The 15,007-nt window shown below is 53.8% G+C and carries 18 protein-coding genes and 1 pseudogene; 15 read left to right on the forward strand and 4 right to left on the reverse strand.

All coding sequences use genetic code 11. The features are described from left to right. Positions 1 to 284: 284 nt before the first annotated feature. From RTU33_RS16865 to RTU33_RS16875, 3 genes are read left to right on the forward strand one after another with little or no spacing between them, the layout of a single operon-like run. On the forward strand, positions 285 to 770 hold the full coding sequence (locus RTU33_RS16865) for an Hcp family type VI secretion system effector (protein WP_312628894.1): 486 nt from the start codon (positions 285 to 287) through the stop codon (positions 768 to 770). Between the two features lie 10 nt (positions 771 to 780). Next, a complete protein-coding gene (locus tag RTU33_RS16870; protein ID WP_312628896.1) occupies positions 781 to 1,224 on the forward strand; it encodes an STM2901 family protein in 444 nt (147 codons plus the stop codon). Next, complete coding sequence (locus tag RTU33_RS16875; protein ID WP_312628897.1) at positions 1,218 to 1,550, forward strand: DUF1493 family protein; 333 nt, start codon at positions 1,218 to 1,220, stop codon at positions 1,548 to 1,550. Before RTU33_RS16870 ends, RTU33_RS16875 begins: the two co-directional genes overlap by 7 nt. A 69-nt stretch (positions 1,551 to 1,619) precedes the next feature. On the opposite strand, the gene RTU33_RS16880 is transcribed toward RTU33_RS16875, so the two are convergent. Continuing rightward, on the reverse strand, positions 1,620 to 2,108 hold the full coding sequence (locus RTU33_RS16880; RefSeq protein WP_312628898.1) for a hypothetical protein: 489 nt from the start codon (positions 2,106 to 2,108) through the stop codon (positions 1,620 to 1,622). 87 nt (positions 2,109 to 2,195) lie between these two features. Between RTU33_RS16880 and RTU33_RS21895 the strand changes: the two are divergent. Next, positions 2,196 to 2,270: pseudogene (locus RTU33_RS21895) on the forward strand (phage baseplate assembly protein V); the annotation flags it as partial. 566 nt (positions 2,271 to 2,836) lie between these two features. On the opposite strand, the gene RTU33_RS16885 reads toward RTU33_RS21895, so the two are convergent. Then, entirely contained in the window at positions 2,837 to 4,522 is a 1,686-nt protein-coding gene (locus RTU33_RS16885) for an aspartate:alanine antiporter (RefSeq protein WP_312628899.1), read from the reverse strand. 261 nt (positions 4,523 to 4,783) lie between these two features. On the opposite strand from RTU33_RS16885, the gene RTU33_RS16890 reads away from it, so the two are divergent. Further along, entirely contained in the window at positions 4,784 to 5,158 is a 375-nt protein-coding gene (locus tag RTU33_RS16890; protein ID WP_312628900.1) for an inner membrane protein YbjM, read from the forward strand. A 15-nt stretch (positions 5,159 to 5,173) separates the two neighbouring features. Here the strand turns inward: RTU33_RS16890 and RTU33_RS16895 are convergent, their stop codons facing one another. Next, the gene (locus RTU33_RS16895; protein ID WP_312628901.1) at positions 5,174 to 5,437 is read right to left on the reverse strand and encodes a GrxA family glutaredoxin; all 264 of its coding nucleotides are present in this window, start codon (positions 5,435 to 5,437) and stop codon (positions 5,174 to 5,176) included. A 174-nt stretch (positions 5,438 to 5,611) separates the two neighbouring features. Between RTU33_RS16895 and RTU33_RS16900 the strand changes: the two genes are divergently transcribed. The 10 genes from RTU33_RS16900 (at position 5,612) to rlmC (ending at position 14,526) form a co-directional block, all read left to right on the forward strand. Further along, the gene (locus RTU33_RS16900) at positions 5,612 to 5,899 is read left to right on the forward strand and encodes a DUF1418 family protein (protein WP_312628903.1); all 288 of its coding nucleotides are present in this window, start codon (positions 5,612 to 5,614) and stop codon (positions 5,897 to 5,899) included. Next, complete coding sequence (gene nfsA / locus RTU33_RS16905; RefSeq protein ID WP_312628905.1) at positions 5,883 to 6,605, forward strand: oxygen-insensitive NADPH nitroreductase; 723 nt, start codon at positions 5,883 to 5,885, stop codon at positions 6,603 to 6,605. The genes RTU33_RS16900 and nfsA overlap by 17 nt, the downstream gene beginning before the upstream one ends. Positions 6,606 to 6,662: 57 nt before the next feature. Further along, entirely contained in the window at positions 6,663 to 7,565 is a 903-nt protein-coding gene (gene rimK, locus RTU33_RS16910; RefSeq protein ID WP_312628907.1) for a 30S ribosomal protein S6--L-glutamate ligase, read from the forward strand. 107 nt (positions 7,566 to 7,672) lie between these two features. After that, positions 7,673 to 8,152: a YbjN domain-containing protein gene (locus tag RTU33_RS16915; protein WP_312628909.1), complete on the forward strand. Its 480-nt coding sequence runs from the start codon at positions 7,673 to 7,675 to the stop codon at positions 8,150 to 8,152. Between the two features lie 405 nt (positions 8,153 to 8,557). After that, positions 8,558 to 9,670, forward strand: a complete 1,113-nt coding sequence (gene potF / locus RTU33_RS16920) for a spermidine/putrescine ABC transporter substrate-binding protein PotF (protein ID WP_312628911.1) — start codon at positions 8,558 to 8,560, stop codon at positions 9,668 to 9,670. A gap of 199 nt (positions 9,671 to 9,869) precedes the next feature. Next, entirely contained in the window at positions 9,870 to 11,003 is a 1,134-nt protein-coding gene (potG, locus tag RTU33_RS16925) for a putrescine ABC transporter ATP-binding subunit PotG (RefSeq protein ID WP_312628912.1), read from the forward strand. Between the two features lie 11 nt (positions 11,004 to 11,014). Beyond that, entirely contained in the window at positions 11,015 to 11,968 is a 954-nt protein-coding gene (potH, locus tag RTU33_RS16930) for a putrescine ABC transporter permease PotH (RefSeq protein WP_312628913.1), read from the forward strand. Further along, complete coding sequence (gene potI / locus RTU33_RS16935) at positions 11,965 to 12,810, forward strand: putrescine ABC transporter permease PotI (protein WP_312628914.1); 846 nt, start codon at positions 11,965 to 11,967, stop codon at positions 12,808 to 12,810. The genes potH and potI overlap by 4 nt, the downstream gene beginning before the upstream one ends. A 72-nt stretch (positions 12,811 to 12,882) precedes the next feature. Further along, positions 12,883 to 13,356 (forward strand): YbjO family protein, encoded by a 474-nt coding sequence (locus RTU33_RS16940; protein WP_312628915.1) that lies wholly within the window; start codon positions 12,883 to 12,885, stop codon positions 13,354 to 13,356. A 42-nt stretch (positions 13,357 to 13,398) separates the two neighbouring features. Beyond that, complete coding sequence (gene rlmC, locus RTU33_RS16945; RefSeq protein WP_312628916.1) at positions 13,399 to 14,526, forward strand: 23S rRNA (uracil(747)-C(5))-methyltransferase RlmC; 1,128 nt, start codon at positions 13,399 to 13,401, stop codon at positions 14,524 to 14,526. 130 nt (positions 14,527 to 14,656) lie between these two features. Here rlmC and RTU33_RS16950 read toward each other — a convergent pair whose 3' ends face one another. Next, positions 14,657 to 14,911, reverse strand: a complete 255-nt coding sequence (locus tag RTU33_RS16950; protein WP_312628917.1) for a hypothetical protein — start codon at positions 14,909 to 14,911, stop codon at positions 14,657 to 14,659. Positions 14,912 to 15,007 lie beyond the last annotated feature (96 nt).

Consider the following 15,007-nt stretch of genomic DNA (forward strand, 5'->3'; position numbering starts at 1 on the left):
TTTACACGAAGGTTTTAAAGGTGACTTGATCATGAGCCTTTGCAATATTGAGCACAGGGTTCAGTAAGCTGAGGCGTGGCATGGGCTTCATGGCCTGATTATGACACTGGCATTGATAAAACCACTTCAATGAATCAATAGATTTTATGAATGCTGTCAAATCAACACATATAAAAGATGTTTTATATCAATCCATTAGGATTAATCGCTCATTTACCAACCGATTTTAAAAGATTAGAATTGCCTGGAAATCATCCGTATAAATCATGAGGGATTATAAATCTATGGCAATTCCATCCTATTTGTGGCTGAAAGATGACGGCGGGGCAATCATCAAGGGTTCGGTTGATGTACAAGATCGTGAATTCTCTATCGAAATATCTTCGTTCAGCCACAATTTGTATATTCCGACAGACAATAACACGGGAAAGTTAACGGGTACGCGTGTACATGGCGCACTCATCTTTGAAAAAGAGTTTGATAGCTCATCCCCATATTTATTTAAAGCTGTGGCGACAGGCCAGACGTTGGAGAGTGCTGAATTCAAATGGTATCGCATCAACGATGCGGGCCAGGAAGTTGAATATTACAACATGCTGCTTGAAGGGGTGAAGATTGTTTCCGTCACTCCGATGATGCATGACACCAATATAGTAACTAATGTTGGCCACCGCGAGCAGGTTCAGCTTCGTTATGCAAAAATCACATGGCGCTACGTTGATGGGAATATCCAGTTTGCTGATGCCTGGAATGAACGTGTAACCGGATAGGTGGTGGCTGATGGATTCAGTGGAAGAACTTACCGGAACATATTTCTACAGGGGATTTTCCAACCTGACAGCTGGCGAACTGCTGTTCTGGATTTTTCTTGATGAAACTGCCGAACAACTCGGAACAGAAGATTTGTTCACTGTCGCTTTGATTTTGTTGGGGCAGCCGGATATACCCACGAGAGGAAAGCCTGCGCGGTCCACGCCTGGAACTTCTCCTCTAAGTTCGCAGTTGCGGCACTGGCTGAATATCGAAACACGGCGATTACCTACACTGACAACAGGTAGCATTAAAAGAATGAAGTTTGCCTATGTCACAAATTTGGGGGCTTTTGTCGGCAGGTGGATACCCATCATTGGAGAAATCATTATTGCCAATGATGTCGCTCAAATTGCTTATCGGGTAACGACGAAATACAACACCATTGCCAGAGGGAACGACAAGATATGGTGACCGATGATGACGTTATTGCGTGGTACTGCGAGCGGTTTAATAAGCCAGGCCTTTTCACTAAAAAACGTTGGCCTGTCACGATTGATACAAGTTTGAGCACAGGTGACTACGTTTGGGCCAGTGAGACAGGGGCAGAGATCATGAAGGAGTATTTCGAACGGTTCGATGTTGACTCTTCCGGCTTTGATTTTTACCGCTATTGGCCTGTTGAAACCTTCTTTCTGTATGCACTTTTCACTTGTGGCAAGGGAGACGATGAACCCGAGCCGCTAACGCTTCGCATGCTTGCTGAGTCTGCACGAACTGGGGTTTGGCTTTATGGTTGATTCCGTAACTACTGGTTATGTTGTTAAAACTCTATAAAAGGCGGCTGATACAGCTCAAGATATTTTATATCAATGGTTAGTCTTTCTACGATTTCTTATCCAATCGCCAATTGGATCGGCGGTTGTTTCATGAAGTATCATTATGGATTTTTTAAAAATATCGGTAAATGCAGTTGCAGCTCTTGCTAATGCAACAAAACCAAGAGAGTTAGTAAGAGTTATGAATAAGACAGGGTGCTGTTCGGCCCAGGTCGTGAAGTTTTTTGATGGCGCCTCTCCATATATGGAATAGCAATAGGTTAAAGATATTAAATAAATAAAAACAAATGCTGTTTCTATGTTCCAAATCGCATTGAGAATGTTTTTAGGTAATTCTGATAGACCATTTCTCAATATAAGTGCGCTTACAAGACAAAGCCCAAAGAAAACTGCGCCTATATATTTGATGACAAATTTAAAGAATTCATCATCAACTTGATCCCAGGCATAAGTTATGGCGAGTATGACCCCTAAAAGTGAAATATAGAATCGCCACGGAAGATTGAATCGATAATTCATGACATTGCTCCTGAATAGTTGAGATGTGCCCGATGCTTCACAAAGTATCACGATGTCTTCGGACAAATAATAATGCACTTTTTCCCCATGAACGCACAACTGACCGAGATCTTGGGCCTGATCACCAACCTGATCCGTACTGGTACTTTAACGGAAGTGAACTGTAGCGGTTAACTGACTGTGCCAGGCTAAAACCGGCAACCTCAAACTACCTGTCTGACCTGCGGGTGGGTAAGTCATGCTCGTGGTGGGAACTCTTTTTTGGGAGGATTTGTGCTTTTCAGCCCTAACAGGAATTTCGAAATCGCTTATGTTCTGCCTTTTGCCTGTGCATACCTTCATGACGCATGAGACTTTTGTGCGCTCAGTATGCTGCCCGCAAAAAATCAGCGCTGCGTCATCTCATTCTAAAGGTAGGCAGGGACAATTTGCTTACTGACTAAGACCGGCCGTTGGCGGTTTTTTTTGTGCCTACCGCCGCCATGGAGAAATCGCTGCCGCCATTTTGTCGCCATCTGTCTTAAAGGTGGCTCGTAAGTGGCTGATTAGGAAGGTCACAAAATCCAGGCAACAAAAAACCCATCAACCTTGAACCGAATCCGGCGGGGTTGATGGGCTCCACAAAATGGGGACATCAAAGAAAAGCAGTGGCATAAGTTATGACTGACGCGCTATCAAAAAGTTCTGCCCGTCAGGCGTTTTTTTTCCGCGTTTGCCTTTCTTCAGATTTATCCCAGGCCAGGCCAGATGACGATAATCAGCGTCCCTGCCAGCGTTAACAACACGTTAGCGATGGCGTAGGTGCCTGCGTAGCCCAGCGCCGGAATATTGCTGCGGGCGGTGTCGCTGATAATTTCCATTGCCGGGGCGCAGGTGCGTGCGCCCATCATTGCGCCAAACAGCATGGCGCGGTTCATCCGCAGCACGTATGCGCCGAACAGGAAACAGATAACGACCGGGCCAAGGCTGACCAGCAGGCCAGCAACCAGCATCTGACCGCCAATCGCGCCCAGGCCGTGGCCAATACCGCTGCCAGCGCTCAGGCCGACGCCGGCCATGAATACCATCAGGCCGAACTCTTTAACCATATTCAGCGCGCCCTGCGGGATATAGCCAAACGTCGGGTGGTTGGCTCGCAGGAAGCCGAGCATGATTCCTGCGAACAGCAGGCCTGCCGCGTTACCTACCGCAAAGCTGAAGGAGCTGAACTGGAAGGTGATCATGCCGATCATCAGGCCGACGATAAAGAACGCGCAGAAGGCGAGCAGGTCGGTGACCTGGCTATGAATGGAGATAAAGCCAATGCGATCGGCGATGGTTTTCACGCGGCGCGCGTCGCCACTGACCTGCAATACGTCACCTTTGTTCAGCACGATGTTGTCGTCAATTGGCATTTCAATCTGGCTGCGGATGACGCGGTTCAGGAAGCAGCCGTGATCGGTGAGCTTCATCTGCGCCAGGCGGCGGCCGACTACGTTGTGGTTTTTGACGACGACTTCTTCGGTGACGATGCGCATGTCGAGCAGGTCGCGGTCGAACACTTCTTTGCCGTTACGGAAGCTTGGATCAAGGCGTGCATGCGCATCGGGGTAGCCGACCAGGGCGATTTCGTCACCCATTTGCAATACCGCGTCGCCGTCCGGGTTTGCCAGAATGCCGTTGCGACGAATACGTTCGATGTAGCAGCCCGTCTGGCGATAGATGCCCAGTTCGCGCAGGTTTTTTCCGTCGGCCCAGGCGACCAGTTCCGGGCCAACACGGTAGGCGCGAATCACCGGCAGGTAGACTTTGCGATTGGAATCGGTGTCGAGGCCGCGCTCGCGAGCAATCTGCTGGGCGCTGGTTTGCAGATCCTGATGCTGAAGTTTTGGCAGATAGCGTGCGCCGAGGATCAGGCTCACCAGGCCAATAAGATAGGTGAGGGCGTAGCCGAGACTCAGATGATCGAGCGCGGTAGCCAGTTCGTTCCCCGCCATGCCGGAGTGGCGCAGCGTGTCCCCTGCGCCTACCAGCACGGGGGTAGACGTCATGGCGCCTGCCAGCATCCCGGCGGTCAGGCCGATATCCCAGCCAAACAGCTTCCCAAGCCCCAGCGTCATGACCAGCGCAGTGCCCACCATGACCAGCGCCAGCATGAGGTAATTTTTACCGTCGCGGAAAAAGATAGAAAAAAAGTTGGGTCCGGCTTCCACGCCGACGCAGAAAATAAACAGCATAAAGCCCAGGTTCAGGGCATCAGTGTTAATACTGAAGTGCTGCTGACCTAATAACAAAGAGACCACTAAAACGCCAATGGAATTACCCAGTTGGATGGATCCAAGGCGCAATTTTCCCAGACACAGGCCCAGCGCCAGTACCACAAATAATAACAGGATGTAATTCCCATTTAACAAGTCTGCGACGTTTATATTCACGGAAGTCAACTTCTTGTTTACGAGTAAGTTGTTGAAAGGAATGGTTATTTGGGCTAATGTCTTCCCTGCGCCGCCTGAGTGTTTTCAATAAAAAGGGCGACGGCTTTCACCATCAAATTAAGGCCGCTAGTTTAATCGTTCCTGATTGCTGCGGCTAGTCACAATCGTTTGAGCTTACGTAAGTGCTTTACGGCATGGATTGCCGGAAACTTTATCCAACCGGGTGTCATTGAGTTTGATAGAGAATAATCAGGAGGAATTTTGAGATCTGAGCGAGCCTGGGCAGGGGTTATCTGCTGTTTTATCCTCTTTATTGCGGTATGCCTTATTCTGTTACTGAATGTGAAAGGTGCCTTTCGCGTGTCGGGACGTCCGGAGCTGGGCCTGCTGTTCTTTGCTGTCCCTGGGGCAGTGGCAAGTTTTATCTCAAGCAAGCAGCGTCTGCTGTTTCCTGTGCTGGGCGCCATTCTGGCGGCACCGGTATGTCTGGTGGTGATGCGGGTCGGGGTTTTTACCGATCGTTCCATCTGGCAGGAGCTGGCGTGGATCTTCAGTGCGGTATTCTGGTGTGCGCTGGGGGCGCTCTGTTTCTTATTTATCAGTGGGCTGGTGAACGCAAAGCGTGGGCGCGAGTAACGCCCACGCGGTATCTTAAGCGTAGAGTCCCAGGTTCTCTTTCGCCCAGGCTTCGAAATCGGTGAAGCCACCGATGTGTTTCTGATCAACGAAAATCTGTGGCACGGTCTCAACCGGTTTGCCCACGGTCTGCTCAAGGTCTGCCTTGCTGATCCCTTCCGCATGAATATCGATGTAACGGAAGTTAAAATCATCACGCTCGTTGGTCAGCTTTTCAGCCAGCTCTTTAGCACGAACGCAGTAAGGGCAACCTGGACGACCAAAAATAACGGTAAACATTGTTTTCTCTCCTGAAACTGAGCCTATCGGCGAATGGGGCTTATGATGCCTGCGTGCCCGCTTTCCGGAAAGAAGATTCTGCCTTTCGTTCCGATGGCTTTGCCCGATACAGAGCTTGTTTCGCCAGGTACAGTTGCTATCCTCGACGTTATACTCGTTTTCCGGAGACTGATAATGCGTTCACTCGGCGCTTTGCCCAAAAGCGTGTTGATCCTGGAAGCCCTCGGCATGGTGCTGCTGGTGCTGGCCTGGCTTTCACTCAACCACTACGTCACCTTACCCGCGCCGTTCGCAAGTCCGATGGCCGGGATAATCATGATTTTTGCGGGCATCATGTTGATGATCCCCGCCGCCGTGGCGCTGTTTCGCGGGATGGCACAAACCGTTGCCCCACAGCTGATGCAGCGCCATGATAAACCGATTTCGTCCGACCAGGAAAAACGCGATGACGCCAACCATTGATCTGCTGTTAAGCCACCGTTCCATTCGTCACTTTACCGCTGAGCCCATTACCCAGGCGCAGCGCGAAGCGATTATTGCCAGCGCGCAGGCGGCAGCCAGCTCCAGCTTTTTACAGTGCAGTTCAATCGTGCGCGTCACCGATCCGCAACTGCGTAAGCAGCTGGTGGAAATGACCGGCGGGCAGCAGCACGTGGCGCAGGCGGCGGAATTCTGGGTGTTCTGTGCGGACTTCAACCGCCATCTGCAAATCTGCCCGGAAGCCCAGCTGGGGCGTGCTGAGCAGCTCCTGCTTGGCACCGTTGATACTGCGCTAATGGGCCAGAATGCGATGATTGCCGCGGAGTCATTGGGGCTTGGTGGGGTGTATATCGGTGGGATCCGCAACAGCATCGAGGCGGTTACGGATCTTCTGAAGCTCCCGCAGCACGTGCTGCCGCTGTTCGGCCTGTGCCTCGGCTGGCCTGCGGACGATCCTGGTGTGAAGCCGCGTCTGCCGGCGAGCATTGTCGTGCATGAAAATGCGTATCATCCGGTCGATGAGGTCGAGCTGGCACGCTATGACGAAGAGATGGCGAATTATTACCTCTCGCGCGGCAGCAATACGCGGGCGGACACGTGGAGTGACCATATTCGTCGCACTATCGTCAAAGAGACCAGACCGTTTATTCTCGACTACCTGCACAAGCAGGGCTGGGCTATCCGATAAAATTCACTCCGGGTATGATGTGGCTGTTTTATTCAGGTCATCACAGTGAGGTGCAGGGTGAAAATCGCCATTTTGTCCCGGGACGGAACGCTCTGGTCCTGTAAGCGTCTGCGTGAGGCCGCCACGAAGCGCGGCCATCAGGTCGATATTCTCGACCCGCTTTCCTGCTATATGAACATCAGCCCGGCGGCATCTTCTATTCATTACAAAGGCCGCCAGCTTCCGCACTATGATGCGGTGATCCCACGCATCGGCTCGGCCATCACTTTTTACGGCACCGCCGCGCTGCGCCAGTTTGAACTGCTCGGCAGCTACCCGCTCAATGAATCCGTGGCCATTACCAAGGCCCGCGATAAGCTACGCTCGCTGCAGCTGCTGGCCCGTCAGGGCATTGATTTGCCCGTTACCGGAATCGCCCATTCACCGGACGACACCAGCGATCTGATCGATATGGTCGGCGGCGCGCCGCTGGTGGTGAAGCTGGTGGAAGGCACTCAGGGGATTGGCGTGGTGCTGGCTGAAACGCGGCAGGCGGCGGAGAGCGTGATCGACGCCTTTCGCGGGCTGAATGCGCACATTCTGGTGCAGGAATATATCCAGGAGGCTAAAGGCTGTGATATTCGCTGCCTGGTGGTCGGCGATGAAGTGGTGGCGGCTATTGAGCGTCGGGCGAAGGCGGGTGATTTTCGTTCGAACCTGCATCGTGGCGGCGTGGCAACGGTTGCGGATATCACCCCGCTTGAGCGTGAGATTGCCATCAAGGCCGTGCAGACGCTGGGCCTGGACGTCGCAGGCGTGGACATTCTGCGCGCGAACCGTGGTCCGCTGGTGATGGAAGTGAACGCCTCGCCGGGACTGGAAGGGATCGAAAAAACCACCGGTCTGGATATCGCCGGAAAAATGATCGCCTGGATAGAGCGCCACGCCCGGCCTGGTTTTTGTCTGAAAACGGGTGGCTAGCACAGGATTTCACCTGTTTCGTAGCATCTGAGCGCGTTTTTGCGTAACCTGTTACGCGGTTCCGCTATGGTTACGCTTTTCTTTCACTGCAAGAGGTTTCAGGGTTTATGGATTCACTCGTCGTTCCGGGTCTGGATACGCTACGTCAATGGCTCGACGAAATGGGCATCAGCTTCTATGAGTGCGATACCTGTCAGGCGCTGCACCTGCCGCATATGCAGAATTTTGAGGGCATTTTCGACGCCAAACTCGACCTGCTGGATAACGTCGTGCTGTTCTCGGCGCTCGCTGAAGTGAAGCCATCCGCGCTGCTGCCGCTGGCCTCCGACCTCTCTGCGATTAACGCCAGTTCGCTGACGGTGAAAGCATTCCTCGATATTCAGGATGATAACCTGCCGAAGCTGGTGGTGTGTCAGTCGCTGTCGGTCAACGTGGGCGTCACCCGCGAGCAGTTTGAGTGGTTCTTCCGCCAGAGCGAAGAGCAGGTCTCGATGGTGATCCTCGAAGCCGGTTCACATCAGCTGCTGTTTAAAGGCGACGAAGAAGAGCCGTCCGTCGAAGAAACGCAATTCCATTTTCTGCACTAAAGTCCCGCATTCTGAACGCAGTCGCCGCCAGCGCGGCTGCGCACTTCACCGCAATATTCTGTTTTTAACCGCTTGTTAAAGAATTATTCACCACTGCAAGGCGCCTGATGGCTTACGCCATAAAGTGATCTTGCATAAAAAATTGATAAAAGGCGTTTTTTTACCCGAGCTATAGCGGACAACCCTGGCTAAAGTTATTCTTGCGAAACCTCAGCGATGGCGCGCGAAACACTGCGTTTAACGTATTGTAGCGTGAAAAATCCTGACGCAATCGCGAGCAATTCCTGCCGGGAGAGGACCTGGCTCCTTTTCTTTGCAGACTGACAAAATATGCATGAATTTTGCATGCATCACTGTGCCTGGATTTTGGTCCAATTGTTAACGGACGTTGAGAAGGAAAGAGATATGACCGCCTTAAATAAGAAATGGTTAACGGGTCTGGTTGCGGGTGCGCTGATGGCAGTCTCTGCAGGTGCGCTCTCTGCTGAACAAAAAACGCTGCATGTCTATAACTGGTCTGACTATATTGCCCCGGACACGCTGGCGAATTTCACCAAAGAAACCGGCATTAAAGTCGTCTATAACGTCTTTGACTCCAACGAAGTGCTGGAAGGTAAGCTGATGGCGGGCAGTACCGGTTACGACCTCGTGGTGCCCTCGTCGCAGTTCCTTGAGCGTCAGGCGCAGGCGGGTATTTTCCAGCCGATTGATAAGAGCAAATTGCCGAATTACAAAAACCTCGATCCGGACATGCTCAAGCTGGTGGCGCAGAACGACCATGATAATAAATACGGCATTCCGTACATGATGGTGACCACCGGCATTGGCTATAACGTTGATAAAGTAAAAGCGGCCCTTGGTAAAGATGCGCCGGTAGACAGCTGGGACCTGATCTTTAAGCCTGAAAATCTCGAAAAACTGAAAAGCTGCGGCGTTTCGTTCCTGGATGCGCCAAGCGAAGTCTATGCCGCCGTACTGCACTACCTCGGCAAAGATCCGAACAGCTCAGATCCGAAAGATTACAGCGGCGCGGCGAACGATTTGCTGCTGAAGCTGCGTCCTTTCATCCGCTATTTCCACTCTTCTCAATACATTAACGATTTGGCCAATGGCGATATTTGCGTATCCATCGGCTGGTCGGGCGATATTTTGCAGGCGGCAAATCGTGCGAAGGAAGCGAAAAATGGCGTGAATATCGCCTACACCATCCCGAAAGAAGGGGCGATGGTTTACTTCGATATGTTTGCCATTCCTAAGGATGCGAAAAATACCGAAGAGGCGTATCAGTTCCTGAACTACCTGCTGCGTCCGGATGTGGTGGCGAATATCAGTAACCACGTTTATTACGCCAACGCCAACAAAGCGGCGACGCCGTTGCTCAGTGCTGAAGTGCGCGACAACCCGGGCATTTATCCGCCTGCGGACGTCCGTGCGAAGCTGTTCACTCAGTCCGTACTGTCGCCAAAAATTGACCGCGTGATCACCCGCTCGTGGACGACGGTTAAGACCGGTAAATAACGCAGGCCTGCCGGTGGCAAATATTGCCCGGCGGCGCTGAGCTCGCCGGGCCGACAAGTCGGGCTTACGAATGCCTGCAGACCCGGTAAGCGAAGCGCTAACGGGCAATATTCGCACCAGGGCAGTGCAGCTGCACTGTGAAGTTCTTTGTAGGGTACCGGACCCTATAAATGTTCGTTTTTTGCCGGAGAGCACCATCGTGACCGACGCAATCCCACGCCCACAGGCGAAAACCCGCAAAGCGCTGACTCCGCTGCTGGAAATCCGCAACCTGACCAAATCCTTTGACGGCCAGCACGCCGTCGATGACGTCAGCCTCACCATCTACAAAGGCGAACTTTTTGCCCTGCTTGGCGCATCCGGCTGTGGCAAATCCACGCTGCTGCGCATGCTGGCAGGGTTCGAGTCGCCCTCCGCCGGGCAAATTGTGCTGGATGGCGTGGACCTCTCGCAGGTGCCGCCGTACCAGCGCCCCATCAACATGATGTTTCAGTCCTACGCGCTGTTCCCGCACATGACCGTGGAACAGAATATCGCGTTCGGCCTGAAGCAGGACAAGCTGCCGAAGGCTGAAATTGCCGCGCGGGTGCAGGAGATGCTCGCCATCGTGCATATGCAGGAGTTTGCCAAACGCAAGCCGCACCAGCTTTCCGGTGGCCAGCGCCAGCGTGTGGCCCTGGCCCGCAGCCTCGCCAAACGCCCAAAACTGCTGTTGCTTGATGAGCCGATGGGCGCGCTGGATAAAAAACTGCGCGACAGGATGCAGCTTGAGGTGGTGGACATCCTTGAGCGCGTTGGCGTCACCTGCGTGATGGTGACCCACGATCAGGAAGAGGCGATGACCATGGCCGGGCGCATCGCCATCATGAACCGCGGCAAGTTCGTGCAGATTGGCGAGCCGGAAGAGATTTACGAACACCCGACGACCCGTTACAGCGCCGAGTTTATCGGCTCGGTCAACGTGTTCGAAGGCTTGCTGAAAGAGCGGCAGGAGGATGGCCTGGTGATTGACTCGCCGGGGCTGATGCATCCGCTGAAGGTCGACCCGGATGCATCCGTGGTGGATAACGTGCCGGTGTACGTGGCGCTGCGTCCGGAAAAAATCATGCTCTGCGAAGAGCCGCCTGCCGATGGCTATAACTTTGCCGTCGGTGAAGTGGTGCACATCGCCTATCTCGGCGATCTGTCGATTTACCACGTGCGCCTGAAAAGCGGCCAGATGATCAGCGCTCAGCTACAGAACGAACACCGCTATCGCAAAGGTCAGCCGACCTGGGGCGATGAGGTACGCCTGTGCTGGGATGCTGACAGCTGTGTGGTTTTGACGGTATAGGGGAGGGCGCAATGAGCACATTAGAACCTCCGGTCCGCGCGAAACAGCCTGAGGGCTTTGCCGCCTGGCTTGCGAAAATGCAGATGAAGCATGGCCGTAAGCTGGTGATTGCCCTGCCGTATATCTGGCTTATTCTGCTGTTTTTGCTGCCGTTTCTTATCGTTTTCAAAATCAGCCTCGCCGACATGGCGCGGGCCATCCCGCCCTACACCGATTTGTGGGAATGGGCCGATGACCAGATCACGCTGACGCTGAACCTGGGCAACTTCCTGCAGCTGACGGACGATCCGCTCTATTTTGAGGCGTATCTGCAGTCGTTACAGGTGGCGGCGATCTCGACGATTTGCTGCCTGCTGCTGGGCTATCCGCTCGCCTGGGCGGTGGCGCACAGCAAGCCGTCTACCCGCAATATTCTGCTGTTGCTGGTGATCCTGCCGTCGTGGACGTCGTTTCTGATTCGCGTGTATGCGTGGATTGGCATCCTGAAGAGCAATGGCGTGTTGAACAACTTTTTGATGTGGACCGGGATTATTCACCAGCCGCTGGAAATTCTGCACACCAACCTGGCGGTCTACATCGGGATTGTTTACGCCTACCTGCCGTTTATGGTGCTGCCGATTTACACTGCGCTGACGCGCATTGATTATTCGCTGGTGGAAGCGTCGCTCGATCTTGGCGCGAAGCCGCTGAAAACCTTCTTCAGCGTGATTGTGCCGCTCACCAAAGGCGGGATTATCGCAGGTTCGATGCTGGTGTTTATTCCGGCGGTAGGGGAGTTCGTTATCCCGGAACTGCTCGGCGGCCCGGACACTATCATGATTGGCCGCGTTCTGTGGCAGGAGTTCTTCAATAACCGCGACTGGCCGGTGGCTTCAGCCGTGGCGGTGGTGATGCTGTTGCTGCTGATCGTGCCGATCATGTGGTTCCACAAGCATCAGCAAAAACAGATGGGGGATCACGGATGAACAACTTACCGGTCGTACGCTCGCCCTGGCGCATTTTGATTCTCCTGATTGGCTTCACGTTCCTCTACGCGCCGATGCTGATGCTGGTTATCTACTCGTTCAACAGCTCGAAGCTGGTGACGGTGTGGGCAGGCTGGTCGACGCGCTGGTACGGTGAGCTGTTCCATGACGATGCAATGATGAGCGCCGTGGGCCTGAGCCTGACGATTGCCGCCTGTGCGGCAACGATGGCGTGTATTCTCGGCACAATCGCTGCGGTAGTGATGGTACGGTTTGGGCGCTTCCGTGGCTCAAACGGCTTTGCCTTCATGATAACCGCGCCGCTGGTCATGCCAGATGTCATTACCGGGCTGTCGCTGCTGCTGCTGTTTGTGGCGCTGGGGCACGCAATTGGCTGGCCGTCAGAGCGCGGGATGCTGACCATCTGGCTGGCGCACGTAACGTTCTGCACTGCGTATGTCGCGGTGGTGATTAACTCACGCCTGCGTGAACTCGACAGTTCGATTGAAGAAGCCGCAATGGATCTCGGTGCAACGCCGCTGAAGGTCTTTTTCGTCATCACGCTACCGATGATTATGCCCGCAGTGATTTCAGGCTGGCTGCTGGCGTTCACGCTGTCGCTCGATGACCTGGTCATCGCGAGCTTCGTCTCCGGGCCGGGTGCAACAACGTTGCCAATGCTGGTTTTCTCAAACGTGCGCATGGGGGTGAATCCGGAAATCAACGCCCTGGCAACGCTTATCCTTGGCGTAGTCGGGATTATTGGTTTAATCGCCTGGCTGCTGATGGCAAGGGCTGAAAAACAGCGGGCGCGTGATATCCAGCGTGCAAGACGCGGCTGAAGCGCATAAAATCTTGTGAGTTGTGTCATCGCCTCTCCCATTCGGGGGAGGCGTTTTCATGGAAGGCCACAATTGCGACGCTTTGCTAAAACCCGACAATCTCATGCCAGTCTGAACGTTCCTGCTCTGGTGCAGGTGGCGGCACTCGCCATTATTCTTATCCGTGCCCTAGATTTGCTGATGATTTTTAACGTGCTGGGTTTACGCGGCACGGAAGAATTCATCCACCGCAGCGTCCAGACCTGGACCTTAACCCTGGTTTTCCTGACCAGTCTTGTCCTGGTCTTTATCGAAATCTGGTGCGCCTTCTCGCTGGTGAAGGGGCGAAACTGGGCGCGCTGGCTCTATCTGCTGACCCAGGTGCTCGCCGCGGGCTACCTGTGGGCCGCCTCATTAGGCTATGGTTATCCTGAGCTGTTCAGTATTGCGGGCGAGTCGAAGCGGGAAATTTTCCGCACGCTGGTGATGCAAAAATTGCCGGATATGACGGTGCTGTTCCTGCTTTTCGTGCCCGCCGCCAGCCGCCGGTTTTTCCGTCTGCAATAACGGTGCTACAATCCCGGCCTCTGAAATCTCAAAGGTCAATCTATGCAGTGCGCACTCTATGATGCCGGTCGCTGCCGCTCCTGTCAGTGGCTGGAACAACCGGTATCCAAACAGCTTGCCGCCAAAATGGCGGATCTCCGGCAGTTGCTCTCCTCGACGACCGTGGAAGCCTGGAGTGCGCCCGTCAGCGGCCCGGAAGCAGGGTTTCGTAACAAAGCCAAAATGGTGGTCAGCGGCAGCGTAGAAAAGCCGCTGCTTGGTATGCTGCACCGCGACGGCACGCCGGAAGATCTCTGCGACTGCCCGCTTTACCCTGATACCTTTGCGCCCGTATTCAGCGCCCTGAAGCCGTTTATCGCCCGAGCGGGCCTCACGCCCTACAACGTAGCCCGCAAGCGCGGCGAGCTGAAATACCTGCTGCTGACGGAAAGCCAGCTCGATGGCGGGATGATGCTGCGTTTTGTGCTGCGTTCGGAAGCGAAACTGGAGCAGCTGCGTGCCGCGCTGCCCGGGTTACAGGCGCAGCTGCCGCAGCTGAAAGTGATTTCGGTGAACATTCAGCCTGTTCACATGGCGATTATGGAAGGCGAGCAGGAAATCTTCCTCACTGACCAGCAGGCGCTGCCTGAACGGTTTAACGGCGTACCGCTGTGGATCCGCCCGCAAAGCTTCTTCCAGACCAACCCGTCGGTGGCGAGCCAGCTTTACGCTACGGCGCGAGACTGGGTGCGGGAGCGGCCGGTTAAGCATATGTGGGATCTGTTCTGCGGCGTTGGCGGGTTTGGCCTGCACTGCGCCACGCCTGAGATGATGCTGACCGGGATTGAAATTTCGGCGGAGGCGATTGCCTGCGCGAAGCAGTCAGCCCAGGAGTCAGGGCTGCATAACCTGCATTTTCAGGCGCTGGACTCGACGCAGTTTGCCACCGCTCAGGGCGCCGTGCCGGAGCTGGTGCTGGTCAATCCGCCGCGTCGCGGCATCGGTAAAGCCTTGTGCGATTATCTGAGCGAAATGGCACCGGCGTTTATCATCTACTCCAGCTGCAACGCGCAGTCGATGGCGAAAGATTTTAGCCACCTGGCGGCATACCGCGTCGCCCGCGTGCAGCTGTTCGATATGTTCCCGCATACTGCGCACTATGAAGTGCTGACGCTGCTGATTCGGAAATAAAAAGGTTGGACCCAAAGAGAGGGGGAGAAAGCCAGGATCTGAGCGGGTTCGAAAAAAGCTGCACCGTCCAGATTCCCTCTCCCTCAGGGAGAGGGTTAGGGAGAGGGTGATAAGCGGATGCAACCTGAATCTACTGACTCATCTCGCCTTTTTTCATTTCATCCTTTTTCATCTTGTCCATTTTGTCGTGCTTCATGCCGTCTTTACACATCCCGTCTTTGCACATTTTATCGTGGGATTTCGTCATACCGTCTTTGGTCATTCCGTCATGAGACAGCGCCATCTTGTCTTTACTCATCGTATCTTTACTCATGCTGTCAGCGGCCTGAGCGTTAAACATCACCAGGGCAGAAACGGCAGCGGCGGCAATCATTAACTTTTTCATGGTCATTCCTCATTTTGCATTGTGGGTATATCTGACGAGCGATATACCGCTATCGTGCGCCACGACTCATCCCCACTTCCTCACGAAAGTTTAAAT

Source organism: Scandinavium sp. (assembly GCF_032012665.1).
GTDB lineage: Bacteria > Pseudomonadota > Gammaproteobacteria > Enterobacterales > Enterobacteriaceae > Scandinavium.